Origin of the sequence: Falsiroseomonas sp. E2-1-a20, from assembly GCF_051433195.1 — a bacterium.
Classification (GTDB): Bacteria; Pseudomonadota; Alphaproteobacteria; order Acetobacterales; family Acetobacteraceae; genus Falsiroseomonas.
Genome location: NZ_JBHMFT010000058.1, coordinates 1 through 15,980, shown reverse-complemented (window position 1 = coordinate 15,980; position 15,980 = coordinate 1). Strand labels below are relative to the sequence as shown.

At 67.7% G+C, this 15,980-nt stretch carries 19 protein-coding genes and 1 pseudogene; 6 read left to right on the top strand and 14 right to left on the bottom strand.

Annotated features, from left to right (window positions below; all coding sequences use genetic code 11):
• The 3 genes from ACFHPP_RS28200 to ACFHPP_RS28190 all read right to left on the bottom strand — a co-directional run.
• Window positions 1-339, bottom strand: a 339-nt coding sequence (locus ACFHPP_RS28200; RefSeq protein WP_437166568.1) for a transposase, incomplete at its 3' end; no start/stop codon positions are given.
• A gap of 52 nt (window positions 340-391) precedes the next feature.
• Window positions 392-958, bottom strand: coding sequence for a hypothetical protein (locus ACFHPP_RS28195; RefSeq protein ID WP_437166567.1), 567 nt, complete (start codon window positions 956-958; stop codon window positions 392-394).
• Between the two features lie 21 nt (window positions 959-979).
• Window positions 980-1,168: a hypothetical protein gene (locus ACFHPP_RS28190; protein WP_437166566.1), complete on the bottom strand. Its 189-nt coding sequence runs from the start codon at window positions 1,166-1,168 to the stop codon at window positions 980-982.
• A gap of 31 nt (window positions 1,169-1,199) precedes the next feature.
• On the opposite strand from ACFHPP_RS28190, the gene ACFHPP_RS28185 reads away from it, so the two are divergent.
• A complete protein-coding gene (locus ACFHPP_RS28185; RefSeq protein ID WP_437166565.1) occupies window positions 1,200-2,021 on the top strand; it encodes a hypothetical protein in 822 nt (273 codons plus the stop codon).
• Between the two features lie 16 nt (window positions 2,022-2,037).
• Here the strand turns inward: ACFHPP_RS28185 and ACFHPP_RS28180 are convergent, their stop codons facing one another.
• From ACFHPP_RS28180 to ACFHPP_RS28170, 3 genes are all read right to left on the bottom strand, one after another.
• Window positions 2,038-2,328: a hypothetical protein gene (locus ACFHPP_RS28180; protein WP_437166564.1), complete on the bottom strand. Its 291-nt coding sequence runs from the start codon at window positions 2,326-2,328 to the stop codon at window positions 2,038-2,040.
• A complete protein-coding gene (gene ppsA / locus ACFHPP_RS28175; RefSeq protein ID WP_437166563.1) occupies window positions 2,325-4,682 on the bottom strand; it encodes a phosphoenolpyruvate synthase in 2,358 nt (785 codons plus the stop codon). Before ppsA ends, ACFHPP_RS28180 begins: the two co-directional genes overlap by 4 nt.
• Window positions 4,683-4,994: 312 nt before the next feature.
• Complete coding sequence (locus ACFHPP_RS28170; RefSeq protein ID WP_437166562.1) at window positions 4,995-5,225, bottom strand: DUF2934 domain-containing protein; 231 nt, start codon at window positions 5,223-5,225, stop codon at window positions 4,995-4,997.
• A gap of 451 nt (window positions 5,226-5,676) precedes the next feature.
• Between ACFHPP_RS28170 and ACFHPP_RS28165 the strand changes: the two genes are divergently transcribed.
• From ACFHPP_RS28165 to ACFHPP_RS28155, 3 genes are all read left to right on the top strand, one after another.
• Window positions 5,677-7,143 (top strand): FAD-dependent oxidoreductase, encoded by a 1,467-nt coding sequence (locus ACFHPP_RS28165; protein ID WP_437166561.1) that lies wholly within the window; start codon window positions 5,677-5,679, stop codon window positions 7,141-7,143.
• Window positions 7,144-7,302: 159 nt separating this feature from the next.
• Window positions 7,303-8,340, top strand: a complete 1,038-nt coding sequence (locus tag ACFHPP_RS28160) for a ferric reductase-like transmembrane domain-containing protein (protein WP_437166560.1) — start codon at window positions 7,303-7,305, stop codon at window positions 8,338-8,340.
• The gene (locus ACFHPP_RS28155; protein ID WP_437166559.1) at window positions 8,324-8,653 is read left to right on the top strand and encodes a hypothetical protein; all 330 of its coding nucleotides are present in this window, start codon (window positions 8,324-8,326) and stop codon (window positions 8,651-8,653) included. The genes ACFHPP_RS28160 and ACFHPP_RS28155 overlap by 17 nt, the downstream gene beginning before the upstream one ends.
• A 108-nt stretch (window positions 8,654-8,761) precedes the next feature.
• Here the strand turns inward: ACFHPP_RS28155 and ACFHPP_RS28150 are convergent, their stop codons facing one another.
• The 3 genes and pseudogenes from ACFHPP_RS28150 to ACFHPP_RS28140 form a co-directional block, all read right to left on the bottom strand.
• On the bottom strand, window positions 8,762-9,076 hold the full coding sequence (locus tag ACFHPP_RS28150) for a hypothetical protein (RefSeq protein WP_437166558.1): 315 nt from the start codon (window positions 9,074-9,076) through the stop codon (window positions 8,762-8,764).
• Window positions 9,077-9,183: 107 nt separating this feature from the next.
• A protein-coding gene (locus ACFHPP_RS28145) for an IS3 family transposase (protein WP_437166557.1) occupies window positions 9,184-10,421 on the bottom strand; the annotation gives its coding sequence in 2 pieces (ribosomal slippage) (window positions 9,184-10,085 and window positions 10,085-10,421; 1,239 coding nt in all).
• A 106-nt stretch (window positions 10,422-10,527) separates the two neighbouring features.
• Window positions 10,528-11,888, bottom strand: a pseudogene (locus tag ACFHPP_RS28140) (IS3 family transposase).
• A 33-nt stretch (window positions 11,889-11,921) separates the two neighbouring features.
• Between ACFHPP_RS28140 and tnpB the strand changes: the two are divergent.
• Both tnpB and ACFHPP_RS28130 read left to right on the top strand, forming a co-directional pair.
• Complete coding sequence (tnpB, locus tag ACFHPP_RS28135; RefSeq protein ID WP_437166569.1) at window positions 11,922-12,317, top strand: IS66 family insertion sequence element accessory protein TnpB; 396 nt, start codon at window positions 11,922-11,924, stop codon at window positions 12,315-12,317.
• Window positions 12,318-12,440: 123 nt separating this feature from the next.
• Window positions 12,441-13,388 carry a UPF0149 family protein gene (locus ACFHPP_RS28130; RefSeq protein WP_437166556.1) on the top strand — a complete coding sequence of 316 codons (948 nt, stop codon included), beginning with the start codon at window positions 12,441-12,443 and terminating at the stop codon, window positions 13,386-13,388.
• A 284-nt stretch (window positions 13,389-13,672) separates the two neighbouring features.
• Here ACFHPP_RS28130 and ACFHPP_RS28125 read toward each other — a convergent pair whose 3' ends face one another.
• The 5 genes from ACFHPP_RS28125 to ACFHPP_RS28105 all read right to left on the bottom strand — a co-directional run.
• Window positions 13,673-13,999, bottom strand: a complete 327-nt coding sequence (locus ACFHPP_RS28125) for a hypothetical protein (protein WP_437166555.1) — start codon at window positions 13,997-13,999, stop codon at window positions 13,673-13,675.
• 273 nt (window positions 14,000-14,272) lie between these two features.
• Window positions 14,273-14,695 (bottom strand): type II toxin-antitoxin system VapC family toxin, encoded by a 423-nt coding sequence (locus tag ACFHPP_RS28120; RefSeq protein ID WP_437166554.1) that lies wholly within the window; start codon window positions 14,693-14,695, stop codon window positions 14,273-14,275.
• A complete protein-coding gene (locus ACFHPP_RS28115) occupies window positions 14,692-14,901 on the bottom strand; it encodes a hypothetical protein (RefSeq protein ID WP_437166553.1) in 210 nt (69 codons plus the stop codon). Before ACFHPP_RS28115 ends, ACFHPP_RS28120 begins: the two co-directional genes overlap by 4 nt.
• Before the next feature lie 557 nt (window positions 14,902-15,458).
• On the bottom strand, window positions 15,459-15,620 hold the full coding sequence (locus ACFHPP_RS28110; protein WP_437166552.1) for a hypothetical protein: 162 nt from the start codon (window positions 15,618-15,620) through the stop codon (window positions 15,459-15,461).
• 75 nt (window positions 15,621-15,695) lie between these two features.
• Window positions 15,696-15,980, bottom strand: a 285-nt coding sequence (locus ACFHPP_RS28105; protein ID WP_437166551.1) for a transposase domain-containing protein, incomplete at its 5' end; no start/stop codon positions are given.

The window sequence follows — 15,980 nt, the reverse complement described above, 5'->3', positions numbered from 1 at the left end:
TGGGCCGACCTGCTGCAGGGCCTCCTTGAGGATCTCCGCCTCCAGCGTCTTTTTGCCCAACAGCCGATGCAGTTCATGGATCTGTCGCTGCAGCGCCCGATGCTCAGAGGCGGGAACCACCTCCTCGCCAGCCGCCGCCGCGGTGTAGGCGCCCTCGGCCGCCAGGCGACGCCAGGAGAAGAGCTGGTTCGGGTTCACCCCGTGCTGGCGGGCCACCGAACTCACCGAGACACCCGGCGCGTAAGTCTGCTCGACCATGCGCATCTTCCCGGCCGCCGACCATCTCCGACGGCGCTGGACGGAGGTGATGACCTCCCCCTTGGGCGAACTGTCAGTCATAGACACAGACATACGCCTACCCCTTACGGAAGTGCGAGACCGTGTCCGGGCATCAAGGGGGCGGGCTCAGGAACGTCTCGGCCTTAGCCGGCCCGATCACCGCCACCGCACTCTGATCGGAGATTCGGGAAAAATGCCGGCACGCATTGACGACCTGCTGGTCCTCAACGCCAACCTCAACAAGAGCGACTTTGCGAAGTACCTGCGCGACCGCGAGGCCGTGCTGCCCAACGACTTCGGTGGGCTCGGCGACGGCGTGGCCGATGATCGCACCGCCATCCAGGCGGCCTTCGATCGCGCGGGCGCAGGCCAGAAATTCGCGATGATCCCACCCGGGATCTGGAACGTCTCCGGCACCGTGACGCTGCCAGGCGGGGCGCGCGGCCTGATCATGCAGGGCACCATCCGCTACACCGGCACGGCGCCCACCTCCGTACTGGTGCTCGGCGATGGCGCCACCCGCCGGAATGCGGAGAAGCTCTACACCAGGCTGAACGTCATCCGCGCCACTCAGTCGGACTGGTCCTCCAAGGCCGATATCGGCATCACCGTGCTCGCCCCTGGCGGCACGGCACACCGCCGGGGCGCAGGACTGCGAGTACGATGTCGCCTGGACCAACACCTACCTGGTCGGCATCGTCTATACGGCGACGGCCAATCGCTGCCGCAATGCGGTGATCAGTCGGCACCGGGCGCCGGCGTCGCGGTTCCAGCGCTTCCTGGCCGGCGTGCCGAACACCCGCGCGGCGGCGTTCCGGCAGTCGGCGACCGAGGACGGCGTGGAAGGACTGATCACCATCGCCACCTCCACCACCACCGCGACCTTCATGGCGCATTCCTGCTTCAACGGGCAGACGGACATGACCCCGACCGACCGCGCCGTGACGCTGGCGGCGAACCGCGGGCTGGGGTGGATGCTCGACACCTCCCAGGCAAAGAAATTCGCGCTGGCGCATTGGCTGACGAGCGGCGCCTCGGGAGGGCGGTTGTTCGTGCGCGTGTTCGATGGGGCGGGGAATGTCCGCGAGGACATTGCGGGCGACGTGCTGGCCTCCATCACCACCATGCAGTGGAACGGGCCGGCGAAGGGCTGGAACGCCAGCGCGCCGATGGATGATGCGAACTTCAATCGGCGGCAGACCATCCGCGTCGGCGCGTCCGTGACCTATGCGGAGGTGGCGGTGATCGGCTTCGACGGGCCGATCGACCTGCAATCGCTCCGGCTCTACGGGCTGCCGGAGGCGGCACCTGCGGTGCTGAACGGCACGCCGTTGCAGACGGCGGCGCGGTTCGGCTCGGGGCGGCGGGAGTTTGCCGCTGAGGTCTCCTGGGATCTGCCGAGCCTGGCGCCGGGGGCGACCGCGCTGCTCGACGTCACGGTGAACGGGGCGCGGGCGGGCGACCTGCCAACAGCGTCGCTGGTGTCGTCCACGCGATTCATCGAACTCGATGCAGCCGTGTGGTCGAATAACACCGGTTGCCGTGACGGCCAGGTCTTAGGACCACCGATACAGGGAAGGGGCGCGCCGGCCAAAAGCGCTTTCCCTCCGCCATACCTCCCGGCCTGTCGGGGCAGGTATGCGGCCGGCCCTAAGGCGGCCGGCCTGGTGGGCTCCAGAGCAGCGCAGCGCAGGCGGTGTCGGTCGGTGACCTCACTGGTCTATCCGGCAGATCACCCATAGCGTATACGCCCTTAGATCACTCCCACCGGAGGCTCTCGCCCCTTCCAGCCTCGGGCGCGCTGCCGGTCGCCTGCCGGTCCATGCTCTCCAAAGCCGCCACCGCCAGCGCTGCCACCTGCACCATTCGCTGCCGCGCCTCGACCATGGAGCCCTCGCGCGCCTTCACCCGCGCCCATCCGGCATAGTCCCCGATTAGTTGCACGAAGCCGGGAAGCGCAAGGGCGTCGTCGCGCCCCGCCCCGCCCCACTGCGCGTCTTGTCGCGTCCGCTCGGCCGCGACCTCAGCCAGCACGGTCTGCGTCGTCATGCCCTTCCTCCTCCTTGCGCGTCGGGCCTCGTCTCGGCAGCCGCGACCCGCGGCACCGTCGCGGCAAAGCTGTCCGGGTTGACCGAGATCGAATCAATGCCGTGCTCCACGAGGAAGGCGGCGAATTCGGGATGGTTGCTCGGCGCCTCCCCGCAGATGCCGACGGTCACGCCGCAGGCATGGGCGCGCGCGATGACATCGGCGATCATCCGTGTCACTGCAGCATCGCGCTCATCGAACAGGCCGCGCAGTTCCGCGGAATCCCGGTCCACACCGAGCACCAACTGCGTGAGGTCGTTGGAGCCGATGGAGAAGCCATCGAAACGCGCCGCGAACTCCTCCGCCAGGATCACGTTGGAGGGGATTTCGCACATGACATACACAAGTAGCCCGTCGTGGCCGCGTTCCAGCCCGTGCCGCGCCATCTCCGCCAGCACCTGGTCGGCCTCGGCGGGGGTGCGGCAGAACGGCACCATGACGACCACATTGTCCAGACCGATCTCCTCCCGGACACGCACGAGGGCGCGGCATTCCAGGGCGAAGGCTTCGCGGTAACGCTCACTGTAATAGCGCGACGCCCCGCGCAGCCCGAGCATCGGGTTTTCCTCCACCGGCTCGAAGACGGTGCCGCCGATGAGATGCGCGTATTCGTTGCTCTTGAAGTCGCTCAGCCGGACAATGACGGGGTTCGGGTGGAAGGGCGCCGCGAGCTTGGCAATGCCGCGCGCAAGCCTGTCCACGAAGAACTCCGTCTTGTCGGCAAAGCCGCGCGTCAGCGTCTCGATCTCCTGCCGCGCAGCGGGCTCCGCCACGCGGTCGAAATGAACGAGCGCCATGGGGTGGATGCGGATATGGGCGTTGATGATGAACTCCATCCGCGCCAGCCCCACGCCCGCGGAGGGCAGCCGCCACCAGCGCAGCGCCGCGGCGGGGTTGGCCAGGTTCAACATCATCTTCGTGCGGGTCTGGGGCAGCCCCGCCAGGTCGATGTCCGCTACGGAGAATTCGAGCGTTCCCGCATAGACATGGCCCTGGTCGCCCTCCGCGCAGGACAGCGTCACCGCCTGGCCATCACGCAGCGTCGCCGTCGCAACGCGGGTGCCCACCACGGCGGGCAGGCCCAATTCGCGGCTGACGATCGCGGCATGGCTGGTCGGGCCGCCCTGGTCGGTGACGATGCCCGCGGCGCGCTTCATGATGGGCACCCAGTCGGGATCGGTTGCCTCCGTCACCAGGATGGCGCCGTCGCGGAACTGCGCGATGTCCCGCGGGCCGCGGATCAGGCAGACATTGCCCGTCGCGATCGCGTCGCCGACGGCGGCCCCGTTGAGCAGTGGCCGCGCCCGGCGATCCTTGAGCCGCCAGGTGCGCAGGCCGCTCGATGCCGCGCGTTGCGCCTGAACGGTCTCCGGTCGCGCCTGCACGATGTGCAACGCTTGGGTCTCGCCATCCTTGGCCCATTCCATGTCCATCGGCCGGCCGTAGTGCCGCTCGATGGCCACGGCCCAGCGGGCCAGTTGCAGGATCTCGGCATCGTCCAGCACCAAGCCCTCGCGCTCGCGCCGCGTGGTTTCCACCATCGCGGTGCGCGCGCTGCCGCCGGAAGCGTAGATCATCTTTTGATCCTTCGCGCCGCGCGACTTTTCCAGGATCGGCGTGAAGCGGGGCTCATCGAGCAGCTGCTTGAACACGAGGTACTTGTCAGTCTCCACCGTGCCCTGCACCACCGTCTCGCCCAACCCCCAAGCGGCGCTGATGACCACGGCGCCGGGGAAGCCGGTTTCGGTATCGATGGAAAACATCACGCCCGAGCCCGCCAGGTCCGAGCGTACCATCGTCTGCACGCCGATCGACAGCGCGACATCGAGGTGGTCGAAGCCCTGCGCCTGGCGGTAGCTGATGGCGCGGTCGGTGAAGAGCGAGGCGTAGCAGCGGCGGCAGGTGTCGAGCAGCTCCTGCTCGCCGCGCACGTTGAGAAAGCTCTCCTGCTGACCGGCGAAGCTGGCCTGCGGCAGATCCTCGGCGGTGGCGCTGCTGCGGACGGCGACGGCGGGCGCCGCCGCACCGCCGCGGCGGCGGCCAAGCTCGCGATAGGCGGTGCGTATGGCCTCTGCGATGGCCGGCGGGAACTGCCCCGCCAGGAACATGGCGCGGATCGCCTCGCCCGCCTCCTGCAGCGTCTCCTGCCCGGCTGCGAGGGCGGCGAGACGCGTGCGCAGCGGCGCCTCGATCCCGTTGGCGGCGACATAGTCCCGGTAGGCGCTGGCGGTGGTCGCGAAGCCATCCGGCACGCTGACACCCTGCTTTGCCAGGCTGCGAGCCATCTCGCCAAGCGAGGCGTTCTTGCCGCCCACACTCGGTACATCCTTGAGCCCAAGTTCACCAAACCAAACGATGTCGACGTCCGACATGGGGTGTTCCTCCAGGATCTCCGATCTGCGCAAGTCGCTTGTACCGGGTTTTGGCGGCGGCAGGCCGGACCGTCGTCACGACATGAGTGTGGCTGCTGCACCCAAGGCCGAGCCGCTCGATCAGTCCCAAGCGCAGGCCACGTTGCAGACTGGAGATGCGAGACTCTGCTGGCGGCGTCGGCCGCCCCTGGTCGGTCCAAGGGCGAGCTTGGTGGTCACGCGCGTTCCGGCCCTGCGGGTCGGGGCGGGCCGCATTCAAGACTTGGTCGGGGCCTCGACCGTGGCCGACGTGTTTGGGGAGGCCTTGCCCACCGGGGGGGGCGTCTTGGCCTCCTCCTCTGGCGCGGACGCTGCCCGCACGCTCAGCATGCCGCAGGCGAGCATCCAGTGATCTTCGGCGCGCCCTTCCGGGCATCCTTCGTCGATCCACAGGAAGTAGGCGATTTCGCGGAGCTGGCTTTCGTGCTGGCCATCGATCTGGGGCATCTGGTCCTCCATTTTCTTAGGCGGATTTCTTTGGCAAGACGGATTAACGCCCGACATCGCGGCGTGCTGCATTGATGCGCATCAAGCGGCATGGCGAACCGCATGCAGGGCGCATGGTTCTCCCAATGCGTCTGGACCGCACCGGCATCCATCGCCCGCGGCGCGAAGCTCCGTCGAATGTCGGGTGATGAAGGGCCGACCGGTTCCCTCCGTTACCAGCTCTGACCAGATTGATCCAAGTCAAGGCAACTCGCCGCCGAACTCCCCTATCGTCCAATTCATACGCGGCGCCATGCCCGGGTGCATCCTCGCACCTCGGACCGCACCAATGTGGCGCGCGCCGCGGGCCGGAGCCCAGCCTTTGTCGGGTGCGGATTTCACTGCCGGTTTGAGGCGTTCGCGCCGGGGACCCCCCGCAAGGGACGCAAACGCATCAAATAGGGAGAGCCAAATGACAGATGGAACATCGCACAACCCGAATCGCCGCGGCTTGCTGTCGGCGGCGAGCATCGGGCTCGGCGCTGGAATGGCGGCGTTCGGCGGCGCACAGGCGGCCACCCTACCCGCGCCACAGGCGCAGCAGCGCGCGGATGTGATCGTGATCGGCGGCGGCATGGCTGGCTGCGCGGCCGCGCTGGAGGCAGCCGAACGTGGCGCATCCGTGATCGTGCTGGACAAGGCGGCACGTCTCGGCGGCAACTCGATCCTGGCCGCCGGCATCTTTGCGCTGCCGCTGGGCGATTCCGCGGCGGCGCGGCAGGACTTCGCCCGCGAATACGAGCGCATCGGAAAGGGGCGCGGCAACGCCGAGATCTTCACGCTGATGGCCAACCATGTTCGCGACAACGTCGCCTGGCTCGAGCGCAACGGCGTATCCTTCGGGCCGGAGGGTGAGAGCGCGCCGTTCCGCGTGGCCGTGCGGACCGTCGGGCCGGGTGCCTGGCGCGGCATGCCCGTGCTGTTCCAGGCCATGCGCCTGCGCATCGAGGCGCGCGGCGGGCGCTTCGTCCTTGGCGTGAAGGCACGCGAATTCGTGATGGACAGCCGGGGCCATATCGGCGGCGTACGCGCGGCTGGGTCGGAGGGCCTGGTGGATTACCTTGGCCGGACGGTCGTGGTCGCCGCCGGCGGCTACGCGGCAAATACCGCCATGCTCGAGGCCTTCGCCGATCCGAATGCCGGCGCGCTGATGGTGCGCGGCTACCGCGGCGCCACCGGCGACGGCCACCGAATGGCCGAGGCCGCAGGTGCGGGCCTGCGCGGCATGGGCGGGATGATGGCGCTGCACATCGCGGCGGTGGACCCGGATTCGACCGCCGCGGGACAGCCTGCCTTCGCCATCCCCTACGCGCTCAGCATCAACCGCGCGGGGGAGCGCTTCGTCGATGAGTCACGCGGCTATGTCGCGCTCGGCAAGGCGGTGCTGACACAGCCGCAGGGGCTGACCACTTTGGTGTTCGACCAACGGATCGCCGAAATCGAGGCGGTGGCGGGCGTGGTCGGGAACTTCCGCCGCCTCGGCCTCGACGTGCACCAGGCCGACACGATTGAGGCGCTGGCCGCCAAGGTCGGCTTGCCGCCGGAGGCGACGGCCCGCACCATCGCCGCCTTCAACGCCGCGGTGCAGGACGGCGCCGCGCCGGGGGCCACACCACCCAAGCGGACGCTGGCCCGCAAGCTGGAGCAGGCGCCCTTCTTCGCGCTGCACCCGCTGGTTCCCGGCATCACGCTGACTTTTGGCGGCGTCATGACCGACTCTTCGGCGCGCGTTCTGGAGCCGGATGGCCGTGTTATCCCGGGGCTGTTCGCCGCCGGCGAGGGCGCGGGCGGCGCCTTCTTCGAGGATTACATCGGCGGCGGTGCGCTCACCCTGTGCCTGGTCATGGGACGGATTGCCGGCCGCAGCGCGGTGGCATAGCGCCTGGCCATAGCGTCACGCTGCCGAACTGTGAGGCGTGACGCGCTGCGGACCAAGCAACGGTGTCGCCGCGGTCCGCGCCTGACACGGCGCAGCCTTTCGCCGAATGTCCAGACGGTGGATACGCTGCGCCTGAAGCGCGACTGTTGGGAAGTAAAGATGCCCCACCACGGCTCCAGACCAACACCGCCGATCGAGACGGGTCGAAAGCTATCGGTTGCCGCGGCGTTGCTGGGCTTCGTCCTGCTGGCTTGGCTGCCGCTTTTGCTGGCGCTCGCCGCGGCGGAGGAGCCCGGTGGCTGGCACGAGGAGGCGGGGATCGCGCTCGGCCTGGTCGGCCTGTCGCTGCTGCTGCTACAATTTGCTCATTCTGGCCGCTGGAACCTCGTCTCCGGCCGCAGTGGCATTGATGTCACCATGCGCTTTCATCGCGCCGCCGCGATCCTGGTCCTCGTCATGGTGCTGCTGCATCCAGTGCTTTTCGTGCTGCCATTGCTGCTGGATGATCCGGCGCGCGGCCTTGCACGGTTGCACGCGATGTTCACGAGCCCCCGCATGACCACGGGCAAGATCGCCTGGATCGCCCTGGTCGCGACCGTGTTGCTCGCGCTTGGCCGGCGAGTCGTCCCCTATCAGCATTGGCGGCTGCTGCACGGGTTGGGCGCGCTGGGCGCGGCCGGGGCCGGTGTGTGGCACGCGCTGGAGGTCGGACTCTATTCCAGCTTCCCCCCGCTCGGCGCGCTGTGGTGGGCGGGGCTTGTCGGCGCGGCGCTTCTGCTGGCCTGGGCATGGGGCTGGAAGCCCTGGCGCGCGGCGCGCGCGGGATGGCGGATTGGTGCCGTGACGCCGGTCGGCCCGGGCTACTGGGACGTCACGGTGACGGGGCCCACGCCGCCACGCTTCGCTGCGGGCCAGTTCTTCTGGCTCGCCTTCGGTCGCGCCGCCCCCCTGGGACGACAACCCCTTCTCGGTCACGTCGGCGCCGGGTGCGTCCGACCTGCACTTCGTGATTCGCGAGGCAGGCGACCGCACGCGCACGCTCGGTACCCTGCCAACCGGCCTCCCGGTGTGGCTCGACGGGCCGCATGGGGTCTTCACGCTGGAGCGCGCCGGCCCTGGGCCGCTGCTGCTGCTCGCCGGCGGGGCTGGCATCGCGCCCATACTGTCGCTGGTACGTGCCTTGGACGCCACGGATGATCCCCGCCCCGTGGCGCTGCTGCATTGCGCGCGCACGTCAGACCGCCTGGTCTGCCGTGCGGAGGTGGTGGCGATCGCGGAGCGGCGGGGCTGGCACAGCCGCTTCCTGGCCGAGGAAGCCGCGTCCGAGGGAGTCGCGCAGGGCCGTCCCGACCGCGAGGTGTTGGCTGAACTGCTGCGCGGCATGCCGGCGGAGGACGTCACCGTGATGATCTGTGGCCCGGAGCCGATGACCATGTCCGTGATGCGCGACCTTGAGGCGTTGGGCGTGCCTTCCGCCCGCCTCGTCTATGAACTGTTCGACTATGCGTGAGCCTTTGCCCGCAGCCGAGCGGCGACTCCGCCGGCGTATCCGAGGGCTGCTGGTGCTGGTGGCCCTCGGTGTCCTGGTCTTCGCGCTGCGCGGGCTATGACCCTTAGCTCAGCGTGACCGGTAGGTCATCAGCCAGGCGATGATGGCGGCCCGCCGCTCAGCATCCGGAACATAGTGGTCCGGCAGGAAGCGGTCGAGTGTCGCGGCGCGCTCCGGCAGCGGCATGTCCAGGTAGCGCCGCATGAAGCGCGCCGGAGTGCGGTGGCAGGAAGCGCAGTCCTCAGCATAGGCCGCTTCGCCCAACGCGACCTGCTGATCGGTGGCCGAAGCCTGCGGTGCGGCTAGGCCCACGCTGAGTGCGATGATTAGCTTGGGGGCCACCTTCGAAACGGCCGCGCGTGTTGCGCAGAGGATGCGTTGCACGATGACCCTCCCTTAACTCTTCCTTGAACCTAGAACGGCCAGCCCAAATGTCCGTCGTCGAATGCTTTGAGACATCGGACGCGGTTGGCTAGCTGGAGTGCACCCCATCAAACCGGACACTCGGCTTGGGTGGCTGACTGCATTGCGATGAACTCACGGGGCGAGCGCATGCGCAAGCCGCTGTGGGGGTGAACCTCATTGTAGTCGTCGAACCAGACGGGGAGCTGGCGGAGCACGGAGAGGGCATCGGGGCACGGGTTCACGCGGACGTAGTCGCGCTTCAGGGTCTTCACGAATGCCTCGCAGACCCCGTTGCTCTCGGGGCTGCGGACTGGCGTGAAACACGCCACCAGCCCGAGCGCCGTGGCGAAATCGATGGTCTCTCCCGCGGTGTAGGGCGATCCGTTGTCCGCCAGCCACTGGACGGGATGCGGGGCGCGGATGCTGCCGAACCGGCGCTCGACGCAATCGAGCATCATGTCGCGCACCATCTCGCCGGAGATGCCGCCTCCCGTGGTGGCGGCCCAGGAGATGACCTCGCGGTCGTGGGTGTCTATGGCAAACGCGACGTGCACGGTCTCGCCATTCCAGCAGCCGATGCTGAGCCCGTCCGACGCCCAGCGCTGGTTGAAGGCTGGCGCCACGACCGTGCCCTCATGGGTGCGGCCGATGCGGCGCGCCGTGCAGGGCTGCAGGGTGAGGCCGGCGAGGCGCATGAGGCGCAGGACGCGCTTTCGGTTAACCGGCGGCTCGCCTGAGCGCCGCCTGGCCCGGTTCAGCAGGGCCGTGATGCGGCGGTAGCCGTAGGTCGGCCGAGGGTCTGTGACGGCGCGGATGGTCACCAGCAGCTCGTCGTCGCCCTCGCGGCGGTAGGGGCCGCGGCGAGGCCGCTCGGGGTGCTGGAGCTGATCTGCGAGGTTGGAGCGGGCCACGCCGAGGGTGTCGGCCACGGCCTTCACCGGGAACCGCCCGGTGGCGGCGACGGCAAGCGCAATGCGAGTTTTTTTGGGCGTGCGTACTCCAGGGCCTCGCGGAGGATCTCGGTCTCCATAGTCTTGCGGCCGAGCAGGCGTTCTAGCTCGCGGACCTTGGCCTCCAGCTCGCGGACGCGACTGGCGGCGACGACATCGTCGTCCGCCCGGACCGCCTCAAGACCTCCTTCGGCCATGCACCGCCTCCATCCGAACAGGAGGCTGGGGGAGACGCCGTGGCGCCGGGCGACGGCGGAGACCGTCATGCCGGGCCAGGTCGTCTCCTCGACCAGCCGGACCTTCTCATCGGCAGAATAGCGCCGCCGACGCTCGCGGCCGGTGATGATTTCAACGCGTTCGATGGGCTTCGACATAGGCGTGCGCCTAGGCTTGAACCTAGGCCCTCCGGGCTACGCCAGGTGTCCGGTCGAAATGGGGGGCGCTCCACTAGCGGAGGTTCTGGCGCATCGGGTTTTGAGGTTAGGCGGCGTGTTGCTGGTGGATCAAGCGGCGTTGTTGGATGGCTTGCCGCTTGATGCGCTCACGGTCGAGCAGGATGGTCTGGCCGCGGCCGAAGTAGACATCGGCCGGGGTGAGATTGCGCAGGCTCTCGTGGTAGCGCTGATGGTTGTAGTGTTTGACGAGGGCCTCGACCTGCGTCTCGAGGGCGCCCGGCAGGTAGTAGTTCTCCAGCAGGATGCGGTTCTCCAGGGTTTGGTGCCAGCGCTCGATCTTGCCCTGGGTTTGCGGATGGCAGGGCGCGCCACGGACATGGCTCATGGCATTGCTGGCGAGCCATTCGGCAAGATCACCCGCGATGTAGCAGGGCCCGTTGTCGGACAGCAGGCGCGGTCGGTGCCGCACGCGGGCCTGGGTGCAGCCTGAGGCGGTGAGCGCCATCTCCGGCGTCGCGGTGACGTCGCTGGCGGCCATGCCGGTGCAGAGCTTCCAGGCGATGACGTAGCGCGAGAAGTCGTCGAGCACGGTGGAGAGGTAGAACCAGCCCCAGCCGATGAGCTCGAGGTAGGTGAAGTCGGTCTGCCACAGCTGGTTGGGCGCGGTGGTCTTGGTGTGGAACTCCTCGGCCGCCTTGACCACGACGAACGCCAGGCTGGTGATCAGGCCGTGCGCCTTGCGCAGGCGATAGACCGAGGCTTCGGAGACGAAGTAGCGCTGCTGCTCGGTGAAGCGCACGGCGAGTTCGCGTGATGACAATTCCGGCTTGGCCAGCGCCAGGTCGATGATTTGTCGCGTGTCTGGTCCGGGATGCGATTCCACACGCGATCCGGCCGCGAAGGCCGGTCGGCCAGGGCTTCCGGGCCACTGCCCTGGTAGCGGTCGTACCAGCGGTAGAACGTCGCCGGCGGCACGCCCAATTGGCGCAGCGTAAGCTGTGCCGGCAGGTGAGACTGCTCGACGAGGCGTAGGATTTCGAGCTTCTCGTGGGCCGGGTACCTCATGTGCGGTCATCCCCAGCCGCGATCATGCTTTTTTTTCAGCAAGCGCAGCTCGAGCGCCTGTTCGGCGACAATCTCTTTCAGCGTGCGGGCCTCCTGGCGCAGGTCCTTAACCTCGTCGGTCGTGGCGGCGCGGGCGGTATCGCCCGCCAAGCAGCGCTTCCCGGCTTCCAGGAATTCCTTCGACCAGGCGTAGTACAGGCTCTCGGCGATGGCCTCGCGGCGGCACAGGGCGGCAATACTCTCCTCGCCGCGCAGGCCTTCAAGGACGATGCGGATCTTGTCCTCGGCCGAGTGGTGCTTGCGGGTGGCGCGACGGATGTCGCGCACCACCTTCTCGGCCGGCGACTTGGCCGGGGCGGGGACGGAGGATTTCTGGCTTATCTTCACTCTTCTGGCGGTTACGATGAGCCAGAGATCCTCCGTTCCTCAACTCCGCTCATCTGTCCCAGGGGTGCTGACGCCGGACAGATCGGCCCGGCGCCGGGGACGCGCATTTTCCTGGCCTGCGGCCACACCGATATGCGACACGGCATGGATGGGCTGGCGGCATTGGTGCAGCAGGCCTTCGGCGCGGATCCCTTTGTCGGCGCGGTCTGGCTTTTTCGCGGCCGTCGCGGCCGGCTGGTGAAGTGTCTCTGGCACGATGGCCAGGGGCTGTGCCTGTTCGCGAAACGGCTTGAGCAAGGCCACTTCCCCTGGCCGGTGACGAGCACCGGCAGCGTCGCTCTGTCAGCTGCCCAGGCCTCGATGCTGCTCGAAGGAATCGACTGGCGAAACCCGCAGCGGACCTGGCGGCCGAGCGCCACCTAATCGCTGCGCGGATGTCGTTTTCCGCTTGCCGCGACGCGGGCGCATCGGTGACGATTCCCTTGTGCCGGACGACATCCCGCAAAGCCCTGACCAGCCCGACGAGACCGCCTTGCTGGCGCCGCGTTGCAGGCGGCGGAGGTCCGGATCGCGGCTCTTGAGCAGATCATCAAGGGCTTCCAGCGGGCCCGCTTCGGGCAGAGCAGCGAACGCGTCGAGGTTGGTCAACTCGCCCTGGAACTCGGCCACATGCCGGTGCTGCCCGAGCCCGCGAACGACACGCCGGCCAAGCCCCGCGATCGCCAGGATGCCGGCCGGCGCCGCCGAAACCGCGGCGCGCTGCCGGCACATCTCGAGCGGATCGAGGAGGTGCTCGATCTCCCCGACCATGGCTGCCCCTGCTGCGGCATCGCCATGCGCCGCATCGGCGAGGACCGGTCGGAACGGCTCGACGTGGTGCCGGCGCAGCTGCGCGTCCGCGTCACCCTCCGCCCGCGCTATGCCTGCCGGCGATGCGAGGAGGGCGTGCACCAGCTCCCCGCCCCGGCCCGCGCCGACCAGCCCGACATCGCGCGGCGCAACTGGACCGTCTCCGCAATCAGCGGCTTCTGCGCCGCCCTCATCGTCGGCCCCGAGCGCATCGCCACCGAGGCCTGGCTCCGCATGATCTTCGGGCCAAGCCTGCCGACCACGCCCATGGGCCTCGCCGCCGCCGAGGCCGTGCTGGATCACCGCAACGCCGTCCATCGCGCCCTTCACATCGACCAAGGCCGGCGCTGGAGCCCGATCTACATGCGCACCGACGACGGCACCGTCCTCGCCCGGCCCTGGGCCGCCAGCTTCATGTTCGCGGTCAAGCGCTGGCCGGTCGCCTGGCGCCCCATGTTCGAGCGCAACGACCATGTTGGCCTCATGCTGCCGATCATCGCCTGCTCGGAAGCCGAGGAGGTCGAGAAGCTGATTGCTGGACGGCCGCAGGAAGTTCGCGACCACGAGGGCCGCGCCTACCACCACGTCCTCGAAGCCGTCTGCGGCATCCGCGACTACTGGCGCCACCTCCAAACGACGCGCTGAACCAGGCTTCGCCACACCTTCAAGCCATCATCGCCATGGGATCCAGACAACGATTACATTCCTGCGACCATTACGGCCCGAAATTTGGCCGACCCATCCAGCAGCGAAGGCTCCGTATCCTGTCGGCATTCTTCCTCGCCGTTGAGAGGCTCGGAGGCAAAGTGAGCGGTATCACGCATGCCTGTGAGAAATTTGGAACCAGCGTCGCAGGCCAATAGCTCCACATCTTATTCGCGGTCGAGGGGCAGCAGTTCGGCGATCCCTTCTTCCGTGGCCGCGGCCATTCAAGTCAGGGGGGCGACCACCCACGCTTTGACATCGTCACCCATAGCCACGATCGCGATCCACCGATCCGAACTTGGCGTGATGACAAGACGCCACTCGAAAGCCAGCTCAGCGATATAGTCCGGAGCATCTTCCTGAGGGCTGAGGAGGACGCGCGTGACGCGACGATCCGGCAGTATCAATATCAAATAGAGGCTCGCGCTGCCCGTATTCGCGACGCACGCGTGGCAGCAGAGCGCGCAGCGCGGGAACGCATCGCTCGTCGAGAAGCCAACGCCAGGGAGCGGATCCAAGTGCTGCTCGACGGCGCTGATGCTTTGGAACAAGCAGAGCCTATTCGTCGATACCTTGCGACGGTGCAGCAAAGGGTGGCAGCCAGATCGGACGGGTCAGAAGCGGCGGTACCGGCAGATTGGTCGGCTTGGGCATTGGCTCAGGCCGATCGCATTGATCCCGTAGCGGGAAGTTCCTGGGAGGGTACGTTGATGCGCTGCCCTCGATCATGACAATGAAGAGAGTATGTGCCTGCCGGGATCGCGGGCGCTGCCGAAGTGATCGACAGCTGGTTGCCACCATGTCCGCCCCCGCCCGGGCTTCTGCTAAGATCCAGGTGGCTCGAAGGGGTTAAGGATAGGGACGCCGAGGCCGCCGACGTCGGCAGCGTTGCGTGTCACCAGCACCAAGCCGTGCACGCTCGCAGTCGCAGCCAAGAGCGCGTCAACGACGGGCACGGAGCGGATGGCCGAGATCCGTCCCCAGCTTTCCGCAACGGCAGCGTCGACACCCAGCACGCGCGGCCCAAACGCCGCTACGACAGCGTGCAACCATCCTTCGAGCGCACGCGCCTTGTCTGGATCTCGGCCCCGGACACCCTCCACGCCCTTCCTGATCTCGCCAATGGTCAGCGTGCTGAGGAAGAGGTCTCGATCCTCAACGCTGGACCACCACGCCTCGACGGCAGGATGGCAGCGCGGCCCTTTCCGGACTTCAGAGATGATATTCGTGTCGACAAGCCAGGTCACAGTTCGACCGTGCGCCCCATGTCGCGCGGGTGATCGAGGTCAATCCCGTCAAGCGGCGCGGAAGCAAGAAGTTCCTTGAGGCTGCTGGCCGGCTCTGGAGCAAATCTGCGCAACAGCAACGCGCGCGCTTCAGCAGCCTGCCCGGGGTCTGTGAGGGCAGCGGCAATCGCACGAACCAGCGGGGCGTCCTCGCCACGGACCTGCACCTCAAGACGCTGCAGCCCGCGGCTTCGCAGCCGCTGCCTGTGCTCGGCGAGCGCCCCGCTGGACGCTGGGCGGGATTTCGATGGAGGGACAGGTCGCTGTTTTGGCATTCCGGAAATCTATCCGGAAATCGGCGCGAACTCAAGGCAAGGATGGGTCCGGATCCGCGGCCCGGCTCCAGTCGGTTTTCCAACCTCACATTTCCCATGCGCCAATGGCGCCCTGAACCGCAGGTTTCCTGGGGTTTTGGCGCAATGGCTTGAGGGCTGGAGAATGCGACGACACCAGAAATCGCTCTCCGGAGGCCCCGAAGTCTCCGAAGCTTGGGACTCGGGTGATGTAGTCGACAAGCTCTAACGCATTGAAATCGTCGAAAGAGTTCCTCCGAGATGCGCCGGCTGGTCGCGGATCTCGACCGTCTACCGGTCGAATCTGGGACCGCACCATTTCGCCATTGTTGCAGTTGGCCCCATTCCACAATCGGCTAGGCTCCGCCCTGCCCCAATCCTCTGAAACAACAGAGGAGAAGGGGCAGGTCGGGTCATCCAAAATGGCTGCATTAGAACAGCATCAACTGATCCGGCGTGCCCTTACGCCGCTTCTCGCGGGCCGAGCCGCGGAACACCGCCATTGTCTCGAACTGTTTGTCGGTCACCGACAGCACATGGACCTTCCCGTCCTTCGGCACCTGCCACGCGATGGCGCGCAGGCGCGCATCCACCTGCTCCCGGCCGACGCTCCAACGCAGATAGATGGTAGGCGCAGCGACGGGGCCCCCGGCGCGCCGGGTTGACGGTCAGGCCTTGTCGGGGTTCGCCCAGCACCACGGCATGAGCTTGTCGATGCGGCTGTTGGGCCATCCGTTGACGAGGCGTTTGAGCACGTCGGTGAAGTAGCGCTGCGGATCGACGCTGTTGAGCTTACAGGTCTCGACCAGAGAGGCCACGGCCGCCCATCTTGCCCCGCCAACGTCGCCGGAGGCGAACAGCGCGTTCTTGCGGCGGAGGCAGATCGGCCGGATGGCGCGCTCGACGGTGTTGTTGCCGAGCTCGATCCGGCCGTCGTCCAGGAACCGCACCAT

What these genes read in the sequence shown, in the direction of transcription:
- ACFHPP_RS28190 (WP_437166566.1), bottom strand. Translation starts at nt 1,168, where the DNA reads ATGAAGGTCGCGGTGGTGGTGGAGGTGGCGATGGTGATCAGTCCTTCC.
- ACFHPP_RS28185 (WP_437166565.1), top strand. Translation starts at nt 1,200, where the DNA reads ATGACCCCGACCGACCGCGCCGTGACGCTGGCGGCGAACCGCGGGCTG.
- ACFHPP_RS28180 (WP_437166564.1), bottom strand. Translation starts at nt 2,328, where the DNA reads ATGACGACGCAGACCGTGCTGGCTGAGGTCGCGGCCGAGCGGACGCGA.
- ACFHPP_RS28170 (WP_437166562.1), bottom strand. Translation starts at nt 5,225, where the DNA reads ATGCCCCAGATCGATGGCCAGCACGAAAGCCAGCTCCGCGAAATCGCC.
- ACFHPP_RS28165 (WP_437166561.1), top strand. Translation starts at nt 5,677, where the DNA reads ATGACAGATGGAACATCGCACAACCCGAATCGCCGCGGCTTGCTGTCG.
- ACFHPP_RS28160 (WP_437166560.1), top strand. Translation starts at nt 7,303, where the DNA reads ATGCCCCACCACGGCTCCAGACCAACACCGCCGATCGAGACGGGTCGA.